The sequence below is a fragment of the Streptomyces sp. CB09001 genome, assembly GCF_003369795.1.
GTDB lineage: Bacteria > Actinomycetota > Actinomycetes > Streptomycetales > Streptomycetaceae > Streptomyces.
Genome location: NZ_CP026730.1, coordinates 5,362,983 through 5,381,270, shown reverse-complemented (window position 1 = coordinate 5,381,270; position 18,288 = coordinate 5,362,983). Strand labels below are relative to the sequence as shown.

The 18,288-nt window shown below is 71.3% G+C and carries 18 protein-coding genes and 1 riboswitch; of the genes, 7 read left to right on the top strand and 11 right to left on the bottom strand.

Annotation, left to right across the window (positions count from 1 at the left end; translation table 11 throughout):
• Positions 1 to 71: 71 nt before the first annotated feature.
• The 7 genes from C4J65_RS25215 (at position 72) to C4J65_RS25185 (ending at position 6,960) form a co-directional block, all read left to right on the top strand.
• Positions 72 to 587 (top strand): Lrp/AsnC family transcriptional regulator, encoded by a 516-nt coding sequence (locus tag C4J65_RS25215; RefSeq protein WP_007444925.1) that lies wholly within the window; start codon positions 72 to 74, stop codon positions 585 to 587.
• 2 nt (positions 588 to 589) lie between these two features.
• Positions 590 to 1,963 carry an aspartate aminotransferase family protein gene (locus C4J65_RS25210; RefSeq protein WP_115744435.1) on the top strand — a complete coding sequence of 458 codons (1,374 nt, stop codon included), beginning with the start codon at positions 590 to 592 and terminating at the stop codon, positions 1,961 to 1,963.
• A 202-nt stretch (positions 1,964 to 2,165) separates the two neighbouring features.
• Entirely contained in the window at positions 2,166 to 2,942 is a 777-nt protein-coding gene (locus C4J65_RS25205) for an ATP-binding cassette domain-containing protein (RefSeq protein WP_115744434.1), read from the top strand.
• Positions 2,924 to 4,345 (top strand): hypothetical protein, encoded by a 1,422-nt coding sequence (locus tag C4J65_RS25200; RefSeq protein WP_115744433.1) that lies wholly within the window; start codon positions 2,924 to 2,926, stop codon positions 4,343 to 4,345. The genes C4J65_RS25205 and C4J65_RS25200 overlap by 19 nt, the downstream gene beginning before the upstream one ends.
• Positions 4,346 to 4,480: 135 nt before the next feature.
• Entirely contained in the window at positions 4,481 to 4,888 is a 408-nt protein-coding gene (locus C4J65_RS25195) for a VOC family protein (protein ID WP_115744432.1), read from the top strand.
• 92 nt (positions 4,889 to 4,980) lie between these two features.
• Complete coding sequence (locus C4J65_RS25190; RefSeq protein WP_162833624.1) at positions 4,981 to 6,099, top strand: LOG family protein; 1,119 nt, start codon at positions 4,981 to 4,983, stop codon at positions 6,097 to 6,099.
• A 156-nt stretch (positions 6,100 to 6,255) separates the two neighbouring features.
• Entirely contained in the window at positions 6,256 to 6,960 is a 705-nt protein-coding gene (locus tag C4J65_RS25185; protein ID WP_115744430.1) for an LAETG motif-containing sortase-dependent surface protein, read from the top strand.
• Between the two features lie 60 nt (positions 6,961 to 7,020).
• Here the strand turns inward: C4J65_RS25185 and C4J65_RS25180 are convergent, their stop codons facing one another.
• From C4J65_RS25180 to rpsB, 11 genes are all read right to left on the bottom strand, one after another.
• Complete coding sequence (locus C4J65_RS25180) at positions 7,021 to 7,821, bottom strand: maleylpyruvate isomerase family mycothiol-dependent enzyme (RefSeq protein ID WP_115744429.1); 801 nt, start codon at positions 7,819 to 7,821, stop codon at positions 7,021 to 7,023.
• Positions 7,822 to 7,845: 24 nt separating this feature from the next.
• Positions 7,846 to 8,892 carry an ABC transporter ATP-binding protein gene (locus C4J65_RS25175; RefSeq protein ID WP_115744428.1) on the bottom strand — a complete coding sequence of 349 codons (1,047 nt, stop codon included), beginning with the start codon at positions 8,890 to 8,892 and terminating at the stop codon, positions 7,846 to 7,848.
• 2 nt (positions 8,893 to 8,894) lie between these two features.
• Positions 8,895 to 10,496, bottom strand: coding sequence for an iron ABC transporter permease (locus C4J65_RS25170; RefSeq protein ID WP_240330501.1), 1,602 nt, complete (start codon positions 10,494 to 10,496; stop codon positions 8,895 to 8,897).
• Between the two features lie 80 nt (positions 10,497 to 10,576).
• Positions 10,577 to 11,626, bottom strand: coding sequence for a thiamine ABC transporter substrate-binding protein (locus tag C4J65_RS25165; protein ID WP_162833623.1), 1,050 nt, complete (start codon positions 11,624 to 11,626; stop codon positions 10,577 to 10,579).
• A gap of 154 nt (positions 11,627 to 11,780) precedes the next feature.
• Positions 11,781 to 11,886, bottom strand: a riboswitch (TPP riboswitch).
• A 59-nt stretch (positions 11,887 to 11,945) separates the two neighbouring features.
• Entirely contained in the window at positions 11,946 to 13,052 is a 1,107-nt protein-coding gene (gene rlmN / locus C4J65_RS25160; RefSeq protein ID WP_104632532.1) for a 23S rRNA (adenine(2503)-C(2))-methyltransferase RlmN, read from the bottom strand.
• 43 nt (positions 13,053 to 13,095) lie between these two features.
• Positions 13,096 to 13,272, bottom strand: a complete 177-nt coding sequence (locus C4J65_RS36155; RefSeq protein ID WP_162833345.1) for a hypothetical protein — start codon at positions 13,270 to 13,272, stop codon at positions 13,096 to 13,098.
• 88 nt (positions 13,273 to 13,360) lie between these two features.
• A complete protein-coding gene (locus tag C4J65_RS25155; protein WP_115744425.1) occupies positions 13,361 to 14,539 on the bottom strand; it encodes a phosphatidate cytidylyltransferase in 1,179 nt (392 codons plus the stop codon).
• Positions 14,539 to 15,096: a ribosome recycling factor gene (gene frr, locus C4J65_RS25150; RefSeq protein ID WP_059300879.1), complete on the bottom strand. Its 558-nt coding sequence runs from the start codon at positions 15,094 to 15,096 to the stop codon at positions 14,539 to 14,541. Before frr ends, C4J65_RS25155 begins: the two co-directional genes overlap by 1 nt.
• A 178-nt stretch (positions 15,097 to 15,274) precedes the next feature.
• A complete protein-coding gene (pyrH, locus tag C4J65_RS25145; RefSeq protein WP_115744424.1) occupies positions 15,275 to 16,033 on the bottom strand; it encodes a UMP kinase in 759 nt (252 codons plus the stop codon).
• Positions 16,034 to 16,238: 205 nt separating this feature from the next.
• A complete protein-coding gene (tsf, locus tag C4J65_RS25140; RefSeq protein WP_115744423.1) occupies positions 16,239 to 17,075 on the bottom strand; it encodes a translation elongation factor Ts in 837 nt (278 codons plus the stop codon).
• 94 nt (positions 17,076 to 17,169) lie between these two features.
• Positions 17,170 to 18,099 carry a 30S ribosomal protein S2 gene (gene rpsB / locus C4J65_RS25135; protein WP_115744422.1) on the bottom strand — a complete coding sequence of 310 codons (930 nt, stop codon included), beginning with the start codon at positions 18,097 to 18,099 and terminating at the stop codon, positions 17,170 to 17,172.
• Positions 18,100 to 18,288 lie beyond the last annotated feature (189 nt).

Below are 18,288 nucleotides of genomic sequence, written 5' to 3'. Positions count from 1 at the left end.
GATATCCGCAGATTGAAGCGAGTCAAACAACGAATTTCATTGATACGACCTTGCGAAACTGTCGATACGTCGTGCACAGTGAAGCCGTGGCCAGTCGAAGCGCAGACCAGAAGGACTCCCGCGAGTCCCGGAACGGCGGTCCCCAGTTGGACGCCGTCTCCCTCGCCATCATCGAGCAGCTCCAGGAGGACGGCCGCCGGCCGTACGCCGCCATCGGCAAGGCCGTGGGCCTGTCGGAGGCGGCCGTGCGCCAGCGCGTCCAGAAGCTGCTCGACCAGGGCGTGATGCAGATCGTCGCCGTCACGGACCCGCTCACGGTGGGCTTCCGGCGCCAGGCGATGGTCGGCGTCAACGTCGAGGGCGACGTGGAGTCGGTGGCCGAGGCGCTGTCGGCCATGTCCGAGTGCGAGTACGTGGTGATGACCGCGGGCTCCTTCGACCTGATGGTGGAGGTCGTCTGCGAGGACGACGACCACCTCCTGGAGGTCATCAACCGACGCATCCGGGCCGTCCCCGGCGTGCGCTCCACCGAGAGCTTCGTCTACCTCAAGCTCAAGAAGCAGACCTATATGTGGGGAACCCGATAATCGTGAGCACCGACAGCCCCAAGGACCTCAGCAAGGCCGCGTACGACCACCTGTGGATGCACTTCACCCGCATGTCGTCGTACGAGAACGCCCCCGTCCCCACCATCGTCCGCGGTGAGGGCACCCACATCTACGACGACAAGGGCAGGCGCTACCTCGACGGTCTCGCCGGCCTGTTCGTGGTCCAGGCCGGACACGGCCGCCAGGAGCTCGCGGAGACCGCCTCGAAGCAGGCGCAGGAGCTCGCCTTCTTCCCGGTCTGGTCCTACGCCCACCCCAAGGCCGTCGAGCTGGCCGAGCGCCTGGCGAACGAGGCCCCCGGCGACCTCAACAAGGTCTTCTTCACCACCGGCGGCGGCGAGGCGGTCGAGACCGCCTGGAAGCTCGCCAAGCAGTACTTCAAGCTGACCGGCAAGCCCACCAAGTACAAGGTGATCTCCCGCGCGGTGGCCTACCACGGCACCCCGCAGGGCGCCCTGTCCATCACCGGCCTGCCGGCCCTCAAGGCCCCCTTCGAGCCGCTGGTCCCCGGCGCGCACAAGGTGCCGAACACCAACATCTACCGCGCCCCGCTCTTCGGCGACGACCCCGAGGCCTTCGGCCGCTGGGCCGCCGACCAGATCGAGCAGCAGATCCTCTTCGAGGGCCCGGACACGGTCGCCGCGGTCTTCCTGGAGCCCGTGCAGAACGCCGGCGGCTGCTTCCCGCCCCCGCCCGGCTACTTCCAGCGGGTGCGCGAGATCTGCGACCAGTACGACGTGCTGCTCGTCTCGGACGAGGTCATCTGCGCCTTCGGCCGCCTCGGCACGACCTTCGCCTGCGACAAGTTCGGCTACGTCCCGGACATGATCACCTGCGCCAAGGGCATGACCTCGGGCTACTCCCCGATCGGCGCGTGCGTCATCTCCGACCGCCTGGCCGAGCCGTTCTACAAGGGCGACAACACCTTCCTGCACGGCTACACCTTCGGCGGCCACCCGGTCTCCGCCGCGGTCGGCATCGCCAACCTCGACCTGTTCGAGCGCGAGGGCCTCAACCAGCACGTGCTGGACAACGAGGGCGCCTTCCGCGCCACCCTGGAGAAGCTGCACGACCTGCCGATCGTCGGCGACGTCCGCGGCAACGGCTTCTTCTACGGCATCGAGCTGGTCAAGGACAAGGCCACCAAGGAGTCCTTCGACGAGGAGGAGACCGAGCGGGTCCTGTACGGCTTCCTCTCCAAGAAGCTCTTCGAGAACGGCCTGTACTGCCGGGCCGACGACCGCGGCGACCCGGTCATCCAGCTCGCCCCGCCGCTGATCTCCAACCAGGAGACCTTCGACGAGATCGAGCAGATCCTGCGGGCCACGCTGACGGAGGCGTGGACGAAGCTCTGATCGTCCCGATCATCCGCTGAGGTGATCATCACCGGCCCCGGAGCGGTCCGTTCGAGTGAGAACGGCGGCCCGGGGCCGCGTGCTGTCCGGCTTCCTCCGCGGCGACTCCTTACGGTGCCCAGTGACCGATCGGCCCCGCCTTCGTTCCCCCGGAAGGGGGACATGACCGGGGAAATACGGATCAGAACCGAGGTGTACGCCCATGGAGGCCCCGCCGGACAACGACGTGCTCTGGGCCCGTGCCCTGCACTTCCAGCACCACGACGGCTCCCCCGCGCTGCAAGGAGTGTCGCTCGGCGTGCGCGAGGGCGAGATCCTCGCCGTGAGCGGCCCGCGCGGCAGCGGCAAGACCACCCTGCTGCGGTGCCTGTCCGGACTGGTCAAGCCGCAGGACGGCGAGGTGTGGTTCAACAGCGTGCCGGTGCACACCATGGGGCCCCTCGGCCGCGAACGGCTGCGCCGCGACCGCTTCGGCTGGATCGACCCCGCCCCGGCGCTCGTCCCGGAGCTCAACGCCTGGGAGAACGCCGCGCTCCCCCTCATGCTGCGCGGCACCGGCCGGCGCCGGGCCAAGACCGCCGCCCTGGAGTGGCTGGACCGCCTCGACGTCGGCGGCACGGCGCGCAGGCGCCCGCACGAACTCCAGCAGGCCGAGCGGCAGCGCGTCTGCATCGCCCGCGCTCTCGCCGTCACCCCGGCGGTGCTCTTCGCCGACGAGCCGACGGCCCCCCTGCACCGCGCCGACCGCGCCCACGTCCTGCGGACGCTCACCACGGCGGCCCGCTCGCACGGCATCACCGTCCTGCTCGCCACGCACGACGCGCAGACCGCCGCCCTGGCGGACCGCACGGTGGCACTCCTGGACGGACGACGGGTGCGGACCGTGCACCTGCCGCCGCTCGCCGAGACCACGGTGGCAACGGGTGCCACCGGGACTCCCGGAACGGAAGGCCGGGCGGCGTGCTCGCTCTCCGCCTGACCCGCAGCGCCCACCTCGCCGTCCACCTGCGCCGACTGCTGGTCGCGGTGGCCTCGGCGGGCACGGGCTTCCTGCTGCTGTGCGCCCTCGGCCACGCGCTGAGCCACCCCGGCACGCCCGGTGCCTCCGCCCTCCGCCTGGCCTGGTGCGCGGCGCCGCTGGCCGCCGCGGTGTACCTCGCGGTCGCCGTGGCCCGCACCGATCCCGGGACGCGGCCCCGCTCGGGACTGTCGGCGATCGGCCTGGGGCCGGGGCGGCTGATGGCCGTCTCGGCGACGACCACGGCCCTGTCCGCCGCGCTCGGGTCGGCGGCGGCCCTGCTCGCCTTCCTGTACCTGCGCGGCGGCCTGACCGGGCGCCCGCCCTCCGACCGCGTGGCGGCCGACGCCCTGGCCGTCGGCCAGTCCCTCCCCGCCCCGGCCGTCCTGACCCTGCTGGTCCTGGTACCCGCCCTCGCCTCGGCCGCGGTCGCCCACACGCTGCGGCCCCGCGATCCCCGGCCCGCCGCGGCGACCGCCCCCCGCGGTTACGGCCGCTTCGGCGCGTACGGCTGGGGCAAGGCCCGCGAGACCTTCGGCGCCTACGGCCGCTTCGGCGCCCGCACCGCTGCAGCCGGTGCTGCGGGCAGTCGTGCCGCTGGGGCGGTGGGGGTCCCCTCGATCGTCGAGCGAAGCGAAGAGTGGGAGAGGGTGGGCGCAGGCGGCACCCTGCGAAGGCAGGCAAGTGATGCCCACCCCTCGCCATCGGCGGACGCCACCCCGCAGACACCGGACACCTCCCCCGACGCACAGCCCGAGCCGGCCCCCCGCCCCCAGAACACCACCGCCCTCCCCTGGGGCATCGCCGTCCTCACCGCCGGCCTCACCGTCGAGACCTACACCGGCAACGCGGCCGGCGCCCCCGCCCCCGGCACCGCCCCCTCCGCCGGCGTCCTGATCGGCTGGGCGCTCACCGCCCTGGGCCTCGCCCTGGCCGGGCCGGGCCTCACCCACCTGTGCGGCCGCCTGCTCCAGGCGGCCCGGCCCGGCGCCCTGCGTCTCCTGGCCGGCCGCGTCCTCATGGAGGAGTCGCAGCGCGTCGGCCGCCCCCTCGGCGTCGTGACCGCCGTCGCCGCCGCGGCCTACGTGACCACGACGGTGTACGACGGCGACGGACCGGCCTTCGGCCCGCTCAGTGCCCTGGGCGCCCTCCTGGTCGCGGGCTGCACGGTGGCCACCCTGCTCACCGCGGCCGTGGAGGCCAGGCACGCCCGTGCCGACACCACGGACGCCCTGCTGCGACTCGGCGCGCCCCCGGCGACCCTGCGCGCCGCCGCCGCGGTACGCGCCGCCGCCCTGCTCGTCCTGTTCGGTCCACTCGTCCTGGTCGTCGCGGTGCTGGCGGCGCTGCCGCTGGACCACTGACCGGCGGAGACCTTTTCGAGAAAGTCCGCGCACCGGCGATGAGTTCCGGGGCCGGCTCCCGTCTACCCCTTCGAACGGCACGGCACGGCACACGCACCGCGCTCCGGCAGCGGCGCACCGACGGGAGAGGCCCCCATGTACCAGCAGATGATCTTCGTGAACCTGGCCACCAACGATCTCGACGCCTCCAAGAAGTTCTTCGCCGGGCTGGGATGGCAGATCAACGCCCAGTTCAGCGACGAGAGCACCGCCTCGTTCCCGGTGAGCGACACCATCGTCGTGATGGTGCACACCCCGCAGAAGTACCGCGAGTTCACGAAGAAGGAGATCGCCGACTCGGCGAAGTCCAGCGAGGTGCTGATCGCGCTGAGCGCCGAGAGCCGCGAGAAGGTCGACGAGCTGGTGGAGAAGGCGGTCGCGGCCGGTGGCGCGGTCTCCGGCGAGACCCAGGACCACGGCTTCATGTACGGCCGGGCCTTCGACGACGTCGACGGCCACACCTTCGAGGTCGTGTGGATGGACCCGGCAGCGGTTCAGGGCTGATCCGGGCGCGTGCCTAGCATGGGCGGGTGGATCCGACACCCGATCAGACACCCGCCCAGCGCAAGGCCCGGTCACCGCACGGGTCACCGTCACTGTCACAGTTGCAGTCCCACCACGCCTCCCACGACCGGGAGATCGAGAGCCTCGACGAGTTCGACCGCGTCGCCTCGACGCCCGGCTCCCTCGCCCATCACCGCGTCCAGGCCGTCGACCTGACGGACCGTACGGACGCCCTGCTCGCCGCCGATCCCACGGGCGCCGTCTTCCTCGGCTGCCCCATGGACCCGGGCGCCGCCGCCAGGGTGCGCGCCGCCGGCGCCCTGGTCTTCCCGCCGATACCGGGACTGCCCTTCGACCCCTACCGGGGGAGCGTCTACTCCCCCGACGAGCTCTACGCGCGCCTCGACGAGGACTACGGGGTGACACCGGACGCCCTCGCCTACGACTGGTTCCAGCAGACCAAGGCCGACGGTGACGTGTTCGCCTCCATGCTCCGCGCGATCCACGACGACGCCGTGTCGGACGCGCTGGACGAGCTCGTCGCCGGTACCCGGGTGGTGGGCGTCATGGGCGGCCACGCGATGGCCCGCGGCACCGCGGAGTACGCGGGCGCCGCCCGCCTGGGCCGCGAACTGGCCCGCGCCGGGCTCACGGTGGCCACGGGCGGCGGGCCGGGCGCGATGGAGGCGGCGAACCTCGGCGCGTACGCCGCCCCGTTCGACGACGGGATGCTGGACGACGCCCTGACGCTGCTCGCCAAGGTCCCGTCGTTCACGCCGTCGACCGCCGACTGGGCCCGGTCCGCGTTCGAGGTGCGCGAGCGCTGGCCCGGCGGCGGCGCCTCGATCGGCATCCCGACCTGGTTCTACGGCCACGAGCCGCCCAACGCCTTCGCCGCGCACATCGCGAAGTACTTCGCCAACGCCACACGCGAGGACGGCCTGCTGGCCCGCTCCACGGCGGGCGTGGTGTTCCTGCCGGGCGCGGCCGGCACCTTGCAGGAGATCTTCGACAACGCGACGCCGAACTACTACGAGTCGCGCGGCGAACCCACGCCGATGGTGCTCGTGGACCGGGAGCACTGGACCGAGACCCTCCCGGCGTGGCCACTGCTGCGCTCGCTCGCGAAGGGCCGGGCGATGGAGTCTCGAATCGCACTGGTTGGCCGGATCGACGAGGCTCCCGAGGCACTGAAACGTGTCGGCGGTTAATAAGACGGCAAAGTCAACGCCCCTGTCCGGCATATGCGTTGACACTTCTTACGCCCCGCTTATAGACCAGTGAGGCTCATGGGTGTGCTGATGCCGCGTCATCGAGTGTCGGCACACTCACCACCCCCCGCATTCGCGCTCCCGTAAAGGACAAACGTGGCAGTCCTGTCCATAATCAGCCGCACGGCATCACGCCGTAGCGTCCGCGCCCTCGGCGTCGTCGCCGCCTCCGCGGCCCTGGCGCTCAGCGCCTCCGGCTCCGCCCTCGCCTGCAACATCAACGAGTTCACCGCCGAGGCTCAGTGCGACGGCGACAACGGTGTCATCACTGTCACCGACGTGGACCCCGCCGGCATCCCGGCCACTGTCACCGTCTACCTCAAGGACGGCGACAAGCAGGTCGGCCAGCAGACGGTCAAGGGCTCCAAGGAGGGCACCACCGTCTCCTTCCCCGTGGACTGGCAGCCGGACACGACGTACCGCATCCACGTGAAGGCCGACAGGTACGTCGACGAGGACATCAAGCCGGACGTCACCACCCCGTCGACGCCGTGCAAGACCGAGGACACCCCGACCCCGACCCCGTCGGAGAGCTCCTCGACCCCGTCCGACGAGACGGAGTCTCCGGCGCCCGAGCCGTCCACGTCGGCCCCCGCGCCGTCGCAGTCGGAGAGCACCGCCCCGGCGGCCGTGCCGAACGACAACGCCCCGTCCCCGGCGGCCGGTGACTCCAACCTCGCCGAGACCGGTGCCAACTCCAACACTGGCATGATCGCCGGTATCGCGGCGGCCCTGGTCGTCGTCGGTGGCGGCGCCGTCTTCTTCGGCCTGCGCCGTCGCGGAGCGAACAGCAACAGCTGACACCCGCGCGACCCGTCCACGGCGGTGGCCCGTCCCGTTCCGGGGCGGGCCACCGTCGTGTCAGCCGAACGTCGCCTTCTCCAGCCAGAGTTCGAGCAGGCCCCGGTCCCCGAGCACCTCGAGCCCCGGCGCGTCCAGCGGCAGCCGGCCGTAGAAGGCCAGCAGCACGTCCGTGAGCGGGCCGCGCAGCGCCACCGTCGCCTTCTCGTGCCCGCGGCGCCAGGTGACGCCGTCGTCGGGGAGCTCGATGAGCCACTCGGCGTCCAGCTCGGCCGGAGCGTCCGTCGCGTGCAGGTGGAGGCTGCTGCCGGGAGCGCGCAGTTCGTTCGCCGCGGCGCCGGGCAGGGCCCGCTGCACGAACCGCACGATGTCCAGCCACTCGTCGATCGCGTCGGCCGCCACCTCGGGCGCGACCGCCCGGCGGGGCCGGCCCGTCGCGAGTGCCGCGTCCGCACCGTGCACGACGAGTTCGTGGGTCATCCGGCGCGCCCAGAACCCCGCCGTGTCGACACCGGCCCACGACCACGCCCGCGCGTGCGGACCGGCCTCCCGCAGGGCGCCGACGACCACCTCGCCGGACTCCGCCAGCCACGCGCCCAGCGCCGCCGCGTCCCCGCCGGCCGCGGGCCCCTCGGCTCCCGGCGCGCGGTCCACCGGGACGTCCTGCTCGGCGCGGGTGGCGACGATCAGCCCGGTCCAGCGCAGGGCCCGGCCCACGTGGCGCACCAGGTCCTCCAGGGTCCAGGCCGGGCAGGTCGGCACGGTGGCGGACAGGTCCGCGCCGGAGGTGACCACGGCCCTGAGCCCGGCCACCTGGTGAACGATTTCGTCGCAGTACCGGTCGTGCGCGAGGAGTGTCATGACGTCACCCTACGAACGGCATGATCACCGGGGAGCGTCGGACCGGCCGAGCACGACGACGTCCGCCGCGTCGAACTCCACCCCGACCGCGTCCCCGACCTCCGGCGCCGCCCGCAGCGCGCAGGCCGCCTCCAGGCGGGGCGCGTCCTCGGGCTGGAGGTGCACGGAGACGTGCGTGCCGCGGAAGGTGCGGGCCGTGACCGTGCAGCGCAGGCCCTGGTCGGCGGGGACGACCCGGACCCCGGCCGGCCGCACGAGCACCGTCCGGGTGCCCTGCGGGGCGTCCTCGGGGACCGGCACCTTGCCCCACGGGGTGTCCGCGGCCTGTCCGGCGACGGACGCCTCGGCCACGTTCTCGAAGCCGAGGAAGCGGGCCACGAAGGCGTCCGCCGGCCGCTGCCACACCTCCAGGGGCGTTCCCGACTGGGCGATCCGCCCGTCCCGCATCACCACGACCCGGTCGGCGAGCGCGAACGCCTCGCCCTGGTCGTGGGTCACCGCCAGCACCGTGGTGCCCAACCGTCCGAACAGCTCCCTCAGTTCCACCACGAGGCGCTCCCGCAGCGAGCGGTCCAGCTGACCGAGCGGCTCGTCCAGCATCAGCAGCCGGGGCCGGGGCGCGAGCGCGCGGGCCAGTGCCACCCGCTGCTGTTCCCCGCCGGAGAGCGCGGCGACGGACCGGTGGGCGGCGCCCGGCAGTCCGACCAGCTCCAGCAACTCCCCCACCCGGGCCTGCTGCTCGGCCCGCGACGCTCCCCGCATCCGCGGCCCGAAGGCGATGTTTCCGGCCACGTCCCGCTGTGGGAACAGCTGGTGGTCCTGGAACATCAGCCCGACCTCGCGCTTGTGCGCGGGCACCCCGGACTGGTCCCGCCCGTCCAGCGTCACCCGCCCGGCGTCCAGCGGCTGGAGCCCGGCGACCGCCCGCAGCAGCGTCGACTTGCCGCTGCCGCTGGGCCCGAGCACGCACACCACCTCGTGCTCGGCGACCCCCAGGCCGACGTCGTCGAGTACGGCCCGCCCGCCGAAGCGGACGGTCGCGCCTTCCAGGCTCAACAGGCTGGGCGGCATGTCTAGAACTCCCCGCTCCGGTCGGTCCGCAGCCGCTCCAGCACCACCAGGGCCACGGCGCACACCAGCATCAGAATCGTCGAAAGGGCCATCGCCTGGCCGTAGTTCATGTCCCCGGGCCGGCCCAGCAGGCGCGCCACGGCCACCGGCAGCGTCGGGTTGTCGGGCCGTGCGATGAACACGGTCGCGCCGAACTCGCCCAGCGACACCGCGAAGGCGAACCCGGCCGCCACCAGCAGCGCCCGCCGCACCATCGGCAGGTCCACCTCGCGCCAGACCCGCCACGGCGACGCGCCCAGCACCGCGGCCGCCTCCCGCAGCCGTCCGTCCACCGCCCGCAGCACCGGCAGCATGGTCCGTACGACGAACGGGACGCCCACCAGCGCCTGCGCGAGCGGCACCAGGATCCAGGAGGCCCTGAGGTCCAGCGGCGGTTCGTCCAGCGCGATCAGGAATCCGAACCCGACCGTCACGGCCGACACCCCCAGCGGCAGCATCAGCAGCGCGTCGAATCCGCGCACGAAGCGGCCCGCGTCGCGCCGGGTGAGCGCGGTCGCGGCCAGCGCGCCGATCACCACGGCGATGGCGGTGGCGGCGACGGCGTACTGGAGGGAGTTGCCGATCGCCTCGATCGGCGGGACGAGGAAGGCGCCGCCGTCCTCGCGGGTCAGCGCCCGGTAGTAGCCGAAGCCGGACGCGCCGAGCGACCGCTGGACCAGTACCGCGAGCGGCAGCACCAGCAGGACGGCGATGACGCCCAGGACGCCGGCGAGCAGCGCCCACTGACCCGCTCCGCGCGGCCGGCGCGCGGTCGTGGCCGCGTCCACGAGCCGCAGTGCCGACTCCCGCCGCCGCACCGTCCAGGCGTGCACGGCGAGGACGGCGACGACCGCCGCGAACTGGATCAGCGTCAGGACGGCGGCCGTGGACAGGTCGAAGACCTGCGAGGTCTGGCGGTAGATCTCCACCTCCAGGGTGGAGAAGGTGGGTCCGCCGAGGATCTGGACGACACCGAAGGAGGTGAACGTGAACAGGAAGACCATCAGCGCGGCGGCGGCCACGGCGGGCGCCAGCGCGGGCAGCGTGACCTGCCGCCAGGCCCGCAGCCGGGAGGCGCCGAGCATCCGCGCGGCCTCCTCCTGCCGCGGGTCGAGCTGCGACCACAGTCCGCCGACGGTGCGGACGACCACGGCGTAGTTGAAGAAGACGTGCGCGAGCAGGATCGCCCACACCGTGGTGTCCAGGCGCATACCCCACAGCTCGTCGAGCAGCCCGCCGCGCCCGACCAGCGCCAGGAACGCCGTACCGACGACGACCGTCGGCAGCACGAACGGCACGGTCACCACGGCCCGCAGGACCTGCTTGCCGGGGAAGTCGAAGCGGGCGAAGACGTACGCGCCGGGCAGCGCGACCAGCAGCGTGAGACCGGTGGACGCCAGCGCCTGCCAGGTGGTGAACCACAGCACGTGCCGCACGTCGGACTGTGCGAGCACGTCCCCGATCCGACCGAGCTGCCAGACCCCGTCGACCTCGAGGCCGCGCGCGACGATGGCGGCGACGGGGTAGGCGAAGAAGACCGCGAAGAACGCGACGGGCAGGGCCATGAGGCCGAGCCGAGCCACGCTCCCGCGCGCGGTCCGCGCCGGCCGCACCGCCTGCTTCACCGGCTGCGTCCCTTCGTGCCCTACTTCAGTACGAGCGAGGTCCACGACTTGACCCACTGGTCGCGGTTGTCGGCGATCTTCACCGGGTCGAGGGTCTGCGGGTCCTTCGCCTGCGGCCCGAACTTCGAGAACACCTCGGGGACCTGCGCGCCCTCCCGCACCGGGTAGACAAACATGTTCAGCGGCATGTCCTCCTGGAAGGACTCGCTCAGCAGGAAGTCCAGGAGCGCCTTGCCGCCCTCGGGGTTCTTCGCGTTGCTGAGCAGACCCGCGTACTCGACCTGCCGGAAGCAGGTGCCGTCGGCGACGCCCGTGGGGGCGGTGGCCGGCTGCGGGTCGGCGTAGACGACCTCGACGGGCGGGGAGGAGGCGTAGGACACGACGAGCGGACGGTCGCCCTTGGCCTTCTTGCCGCCGGCCGAGCCGGAGAACTCCTCGTTGTACGCCTGCTCCCAGCTGTCGACGACCTTGACGCCGTTCGACTTGAGCTTCTTCCAGTAGCCCTCCCAGCCCGCGTCGCCGTACTTGGCGGCGGTGCCGAGCAGGAAGCCGAGGCCGGGCGAGGAGCTGCCCGCGTTCTCGGTGACGAGCAGGTCCTTGTACTCGGGCTTGACCAGGTCGTCGAGGGTCTTGGGCGGGGTCAGCCCGTGCTCGGCGAAGTACGCCTTGTCGTAGTTGACGCAGATGTCGCCGGTGTCGACGGGCGTGACCCGGTGCTTGTCCCGGTCGGCCCGGTACTCGGGCAGGACGAGGTCGGAGCCCTTGGCCTCGTACGGCTGGAACAGGCCGTTGTCGAGGGCGCGGGAGAGCAGGGTGTTGTCGACGCCGAAGAAGACGTCGCCCTGCGGGTTGTCCTTGGTGAGGATGGCCTTGTTGACGGCCTGTCCGGCGTCGCCGTCCTCCAGGACCTTGACCTTGTAGCCGGAGTTCTTCTCGAAGGCGGCGATCACGTCCTTGGACGCGGCCCACGAGTCGTGGCTGACCAGGGTCACGGTCTTGGAGCCGCCGGAGCCGCTGCCGTCGCCGCCGTCGTCGGACGAGGACCCGCAGGCGGCCAGCGTGCCGACCATGCCGAGCCCGACGGCCAGGACACTGACCTTCTTGGTGACGCCCTTCTTGGTGACGCCCTTCTTGGTGATGCTCACTGAATTCCTCCTGGGTGACCAGGAGAAGACGCGGCCCCGCCCGGAACCCCTGGCGAGGGTCCCGGGCAGGGCGCAACAGCTCGAGTGGTGACCGATCTCCCTACCCAGAATGACCTGGGCCAGGTTCGGAGGGTCTGCGGCCGGTGCCGCACTCTCAGCGCTGTGGCGCTCCCCTGTCGGAATATGAAGATGTGATGGCTTTGACGATGTACTGGATGTACTACTGATACTCCCGCCGGTCAGGTTACCGCTCGCTCGCGGCGAGCTGACCACACGCCCCGTCGATCTCCTGCCCACGGGTGTCCCGGATCGTCACCGGCACACCGTGCGCCGCGATGGCCTCCACGAACGCCTTCTCGTCCTCGGGCCGGGACGCGGTCCACTTGGAGCCGGGCGTCGGGTTGAGCGGGATCAGGTTGACGTGCACGGGCCTGCCCTTGAGCAGCCGCCCGAGCCGGTCGCCGCGCCAGGCCTGGTCGTTGATGTCGCGGATCAGGGCGTACTCGATGGACAGCCGGCGCCCGGACTTCGCCGCGTACTCGAACCCGGCGTCCAGCACCTCGCGCACCTTCCACCGCGTGTTGACGGGGACGAGGGTGTCGCGCAGCTCGTCGTCGGGGGCGTGCAGCGAGATGGCGAGCCGGCACTTGAAGCCCTCGCCGGTGAAGCGGTGGATCGCGGGGACGAGACCGACCGTGGAGACGGTGATGCCGCGCTGGGAGAGCCCCAGCCCGTCGGGCTCGGGGTCGGTGAGCCGGCGGATGGCGCCCACGACCCGGTTGTAGTTGGCGAGGGGCTCGCCCATGCCCATGAACACGATGTTGCTGAGCCGCGCGGGGCCTCCCGGGACCTCGCCGTCCCTGAGCGCCCGCATGCCGTCCACGATCTGGTGCACGATCTCGGCGGTCGACAGGTTGCGGTCCAGGCCGGCCTGGCCGGTGGCGCAGAACGGGCAGTTCATCCCGCAGCCCGCCTGGGAGCTGATGCACATGGTCACCCGGTCCGGGTAGCGCATGAGCACCGACTCGACGAGCGTCCCGTCGAACAGCTTCCACAGCGTCTTGCGCGTGGTCCCCTGGTCGGTCGACAGGTGCCGCACGACCGTCATCAGCTCGGGCAGCAACGCTTCCCGCAGCCCCTCGCGCGAACCGGCGGGGATGTCGGTCCACTGCTCGGGGGCGTGCGCGTACCGCGCGAAGTAGTGCTGCGAGAGCTGCTTCGCACGGAACGGCTTCTCACCGATCGCGGCGACAGCCTCCTTGCGCTCGGCAGGCGTGAGGTCGGCAAGGTGCCGCGGCGGCTTCTTGACTCCGCGCGGCGCGACGAATGTGAGTTCTCCGGGCTTAGGCATGGCTGTACCAGTGTCGCAGATCGACAAGGGTGACCCGAGCGGCTCAGAACAGGCCCGCGACCAAGGCGACGACCGTGGTGACGTACTGCTTTGTGCGGTGCCACGGACCGCAGTAGCGGCGCACCCTGCGCCGGCCCTTCTGGTCGAGGAGGGCCCGGCACCACACGCAGGGCAGATCGCCGTGGTATCTGCCGTCGTCGCCCCGCCTCGCCTGCGCCATGGCGGAACTTTAGACGATCACTGGGCAGGGCCACATGGGAACGGCCCCCGCCTGTGCAGGCGGAGGCCGTTCACCGAAGTCGTGTCGGTCACCCCGACCCCACGAAGATCACCAGCAGCAGCCACACCACCGGTGCCGTCGGCAGCAGCGAGTCCAGGCGGTCCATGATGCCGCCGTGGCCCGGCAGGAGGGTGCCCATGTCCTTGATGCCGAGGTCCCGCTTGATCATGGACTCGCCGAGGTCGCCCAGCGTGGCGCTGACGGCGACCACGAGGCCGAGCAGCAGGCCCTGCCACCAGGCGCCGTCGTCGATCAGGAACTGCATGCACAGCGCACCCGCCGCCATGGCGAACGCGACCGCTCCCAGCAGGCCCTCGCGGGTCTTGCCGGGGCTGATGCGCGGGGCGAGCTTCTTCCTGCCGAAGCGCCATCCGACGGCGTAGGCCCCGGTGTCGCTGACGACCGTCAGTATCAGGAAGACCAGGACGCGCCAGGCGCCGTCGTCCGCCGCCAGCATCATGGCGACGAACGTGGCCAGGAACGGCACGTAGAACGCGGCGAAGAGGCCCGCCGTGACGTCCTTGAGGTAACCCTCCGGCGGCTCCGTCATCCGCCAGACCAGGACCGCGAGCGCGGTGAGGGCCATGGCGACCCACGCGCCCTCGGCGCCGCGCGCGTAGCCGGCGACCACCATCGCGGCGCCGCCGATCGCGAGCGGTACGAGGGGCGCCTTGATGCCCTTGCGCTCCTCCAGCCGCTTGGTCAGCTCCCACAGACCCACCACGACGGCGACCGCGATCACACCGACGAAGACCGCCTTGACGACGAACAGCGACGCGACGATCACCACGCCGAGGCCGACGCCGACCCCTATCGCCGCACCCAGGTCACGCCCCGCGCTCTTCTTCTGCGGCGACGGCTGGGACTGCGCCGGCTGCGGGGCGTCGGGCATGGGCTCCGGATTCTGCGGCACCGCCGCATACGGCTGCGCCGACGGGTTCTGGTCGCGGTACGGCTCGTCGCGAACGGGCTGGTCGTGAAGCGGCTCGTCCCGGAACAAGGGACCGCTCAGCCGAGCGGTCCCCTGGTCGTCGTCCTGGTCTCCGCCGTGTTCGGGTACGTCGGGCACGATGGGCATGGGGCGAGTCTGCTGCGCGTAGTGCGCATCGTACGCGGGACCCGCCGGGCCGGCGCCCTGGACGGGTCCCTGGTCGGACGGCCCCCAGTACCCGGCTTGTGGCGGCGCTCCCCAGGAAGAGTCGTTCATCAGACCTCGAGCAGCTCCGCTTCCTTGTGCTTCAGGAGCTCGTCCACCTGTGCGACGTACTTGGCGGTGGTGTCGTCGAGCTCCTTCTCCGCCCGGCGGCCCTCGTCCTCGCCGACCTCGCCGTCCTTGACCATCTTGTCGATGGCGTCCTTGGCCTTGCGGCGCACGGAGCGGATCGAGACCTTGGCGTCCTCGCCCTTGCTCTTGGCGACCTTGATGTACTCGCGGCGGCGCTCCTCGGTCAGCTCGGGGAACACCACCCGGATGATGTTGCCGTCGTTGCTCGGGTTGACGCCCAGGTCGGAGTCACGGATCGCCTGCTCGATGTTGCGCAGGGCCGTCTTGTCGAAGGGGGTCACCACGGCCATGCGCGGCTCGGGCACGGAGAACGAGGCCAGCTGGTTGATCGGCGTCGGCGCGCCGTAGTAGTCGGCCACGATCTTGTTGAACATCGCCGGGTGCGCACGGCCGGTGCGGATCGCGGCGAAGTCCTCCTTGGCGACCACGACGGCCTTCTCCATCTTCTCCTCGGCCTCGAGGAGGGTCTCTTCGATCACCACTTGCTCCTGCGTGTCTTGAGTAGGCCCGGCTGCGGTTCCCTGCGGGCGGCGGCCGGCTGCGTCGCGTTCTTCCTGCACGGTTCCCGACCGGCGGGACATTGTCCATCCCCCGGTCCGGCCCCGTCCCGTCCGTCCCCCGGACAGGTGGCGTCGGCGGACGGGGGGTGTTCTCCGGTCAGTCCCGGCTGCCCTGGTCACCCACAAGCGTGCCGATCTTCTCACCCTTGACGGCGCGGGCGATATTGCCCTCCTTCAGCAGCTCGAAGACCACGATCGGGAGGCTGTTGTCGCGGCAGAGCGTGACGGCCGTGGCGTCGGCGACCTTCAGGTCGCGGGTGATGACCTCGCCGTAGCCGAGCGCGTCGAACTTCACGGCGTCCGGGTTGGTCTTGGGGTCGGAGTCGTAGACCCCGTCCACGCCGTTCTTGCCCATGAGCAGGGCCTCGGCGTCGATCTCGAGGGCGCGCTGGGCGGCGGTGGTGTCGGTGGAGAAGTAGGGCATGCCCATGCCGGCGCCGAAGATGACCACACGGCCCTTCTCCAGGTGGCGCACGGCGCGCAGCGGGATGTAGGGCTCGGCGACCTGGCCCATGGTGATGGCGGTCTGCACGCGGCAGTCGACGCCCTCCTTCTCCAGGAAGTCCTGGAGGGCCAGGCAGTTCATCACGGTGCCGAGCATGCCCATGTAGTCGGAGCGGGCGCGGTCCATGCCCCGCATCTGCAACTCGGCGCCGCGGAAGAAGTTGCCGCCGCCGATGACGATCGCGATCTGCGCGCCGTCCCGGACGACGGCCGCGATCTCGCGTGCCATGGCGTGCACCACGTCGGGGTCGACGCCCAGGCCCCCACCGCCGGAGAACGCCTCTCCGGACAGCTTCAGCATGAAGCGGCCGCTTACTTTGCCGTCGTCGCTCTTCTCGGCCTTGGTGCTCATGGAGTCTCGCCTCTTCTACGTGGGTCACACACACGAAGAAGGCCACTGCCGGTGGGGGCGTGTTTCGCATCCCGTACGCGGCAATGGCCTCCTCGTCAGATCTGCTGTCGTCCGCCGCCGCGCGCGCGTGCGCCACGGCATGCGCATACGGCGCGGACGACTTGCGTCGACCCTACCGGGGTCGCGCGTCCGTCGCGGTACGGACTCAGATGCCGACCTTGATGCGCGAGAAGCGCTTCAGGCTGACACCGGCCTCTTCCAGCACCTTCTGGACGGACTTCTTGTTGTCCAGGGCGTAGGGCTGGCCGAGCAGGGTGGCGTCCTTGAAGAAGCCGTTGAGGCGGCCCTCGACGATCTTCGGCAGGGCGGCCTCGGGCTTGCCCTCGGCGCGGGTGGTCTCCTCGGCGACGCGGCGCTCGGTCTCGACGACCTCGGCCGGGACGTCCTCCTTGGAGAGGTACTTCGGCGCGAAGGCGGCGATGTGCTGGGCGACGCCCTTGGCGATCTCGGCGTTGGGCTTGTCCAGCTCGACGAGGACACCGATCTGCGGGGGCAGGTCGGGCATCGTGCGGTGCATGTACGCGGTCACGAAGCCGCCGGAGAACTGCGCGAAGCGGTCCAGGACGATCTTCTCGCCGAGGTTGGCGTTGGCCTCGTCCACGTACGCCTGGACGGTCTTGCCGGGCTCGATCTCGGAGGCGAGCAGGGCCTCGAGGTCGGCCGGGGCGGCCTTGGCGACGTGCTCGGCGATGGTCTTCGCGACGTTCTGGAACTTCTCGCCCTTGGCGACGAAGTCCGTCTCGCACTTCAGCTCGACGATCACACCCGAGGTGTTGTCGTCGGCGATGATCGAGACGACGGCACCGTTCTCGGCAGAGCGGCCCTCGCGCTTGGCGACGCCCTTCTGACCCTTGATGCGGAGCGCCTCGACGGCCTTCTCGACGTTGCCCTCGGCCTCGTCCAGCGCCTTCTTGCAGTCCATCATGCCGGCGCCGGTGAGCTCGCGGAGCTTCTTGACGTCGGCGGCGGTGTAGTTCGCCATGATTCCGGAATCTCTCTCGAAGTCTGAAGATCTACGGGCCGGACGGCGGGGGCTGTGTGGCCCCCGCCGTCCGGCACCCGAAGGTGGTGAGGGGTCAGGCCTGCTCGGCGTCCGCGGCCGGGGCCTCGGCGGCCGGCGCCTCGGCGGCGGGGGCCTCGGCAGGGGCGTCCTCGGCGGGCTTCTCGGCGGCCTCGGCAGCGGGAGCCTCGGCGGGCTTCTCGGCGGCCTCGGCGTCGTCCGTCTTCTCGGCCTTCTCGCCCTCGAGCAGGTCACGCTCCCACGCGGCGAGCGGCTCACCGGCGGCCTTGTCGCCCTTGGCGCCACCGGCAGCGCCGGAACGGGCGATGAGGCCCTCGGCGACGGCGTCGGCGATCACACGGGTGAGCAGGGTGACGGAGCGGATCGCGTCGTCGTTGCCCGGGATCTTGTAGTCGACCTCGTCGGGGTCGCAGTTGGTGTCGAGGATGGCGACGACCGGGATGTTGAGCTTCCGGGCCTCGCCGACCGCGATGTGCTCCTTCTTGGTGTCCACGATCCAGACGGCGCTGGGCACCTTGGACATCTCGCGGATACCGCCGAGGGTCTTCTCCAGCTTGGCCTTCTCGCGGGAGAGGACCAGCAGCTCCTTCTTGGTGAGGCCGGAGGCGGCCACGTCCTCGAAGTCGATCTGCTCGAGCTCCTTCAGGCGCTGCAGGCGCTTGTAGACGGTCGAGAAGTTGGTGAGCATGCCGCCCAGCCAGCGCTGGTTGACGTAGGGCATGCCGACGCGGGTGGCCTGCTCGGCGATGGCCTCCTGCGCCTGCTTCTTCGTGCCGACGAACATGACCGTGCCGCCGTGGGCGACGGTCTCCTTGACGAACTCGTAGGCGCGGTCGATGTACGACAGCGACTGGAGCAGGTCGATGATGTAGATGCCGTTGCGCTCGGTGAAGATGAAGCGCTTCATCTTCGGGTTCCAACGGCGGGTCTGGTGACCGAAGTGGACGCCGCTTTCCAGCAGCTCCCGCATCGTGACGACGGCCATGGCCGTATCTCCTTGGTTTTCTCGGTTGTGCCGCGCGAGCCGGACGGCTCCCGCGCCTGACGCCCGCGACGCGCCTGCCACTAGGGACCGAGGGGCGCTGACACGAACCTGGTGGGGCCTCGTGTCGGGGCGTGCGAAGTCGACCCGGTGACCCGGATCGCCACCAGAAGTGTACGGGACCCGCGGGGT

Excerpts from the sequence above, each read along its gene's own strand:
- C4J65_RS25205 (WP_115744434.1), top strand. The coding sequence starts at position 2,166 with ATGGAGGCCCCGCCGGACAACGACGTGCTCTGGGCCCGTGCCCTGCAC.
- C4J65_RS25195 (WP_115744432.1), top strand. The coding sequence starts at position 4,481 with ATGTACCAGCAGATGATCTTCGTGAACCTGGCCACCAACGATCTCGAC.
- C4J65_RS25180 (WP_115744429.1), bottom strand. The coding sequence starts at position 7,821 with ATGACACTCCTCGCGCACGACCGGTACTGCGACGAAATCGTTCACCAG.
- C4J65_RS25175 (WP_115744428.1), bottom strand. The coding sequence starts at position 8,892 with ATGCCGCCCAGCCTGTTGAGCCTGGAAGGCGCGACCGTCCGCTTCGGC.
- C4J65_RS25170 (WP_240330501.1), bottom strand. The coding sequence starts at position 10,496 with ATGGCCCTGCCCGTCGCGTTCTTCGCGGTCTTCTTCGCCTACCCCGTC.
- C4J65_RS25165 (WP_162833623.1), bottom strand. The coding sequence starts at position 11,626 with ATGGTCGGCACGCTGGCCGCCTGCGGGTCCTCGTCCGACGACGGCGGC.
- rlmN (WP_104632532.1), bottom strand. The coding sequence starts at position 13,052 with ATGCCTAAGCCCGGAGAACTCACATTCGTCGCGCCGCGCGGAGTCAAG.
- C4J65_RS36155 (WP_162833345.1), bottom strand. The coding sequence starts at position 13,272 with ATGGCGCAGGCGAGGCGGGGCGACGACGGCAGATACCACGGCGATCTG.
- C4J65_RS25155 (WP_115744425.1), bottom strand. The coding sequence starts at position 14,539 with ATGAACGACTCTTCCTGGGGAGCGCCGCCACAAGCCGGGTACTGGGGG.
- pyrH (WP_115744424.1), bottom strand. The coding sequence starts at position 16,033 with ATGAGCACCAAGGCCGAGAAGAGCGACGACGGCAAAGTAAGCGGCCGC.
- tsf (WP_115744423.1), bottom strand. The coding sequence starts at position 17,075 with ATGGCGAACTACACCGCCGCCGACGTCAAGAAGCTCCGCGAGCTCACC.
- rpsB (WP_115744422.1), bottom strand. The coding sequence starts at position 18,099 with ATGGCCGTCGTCACGATGCGGGAGCTGCTGGAAAGCGGCGTCCACTTC.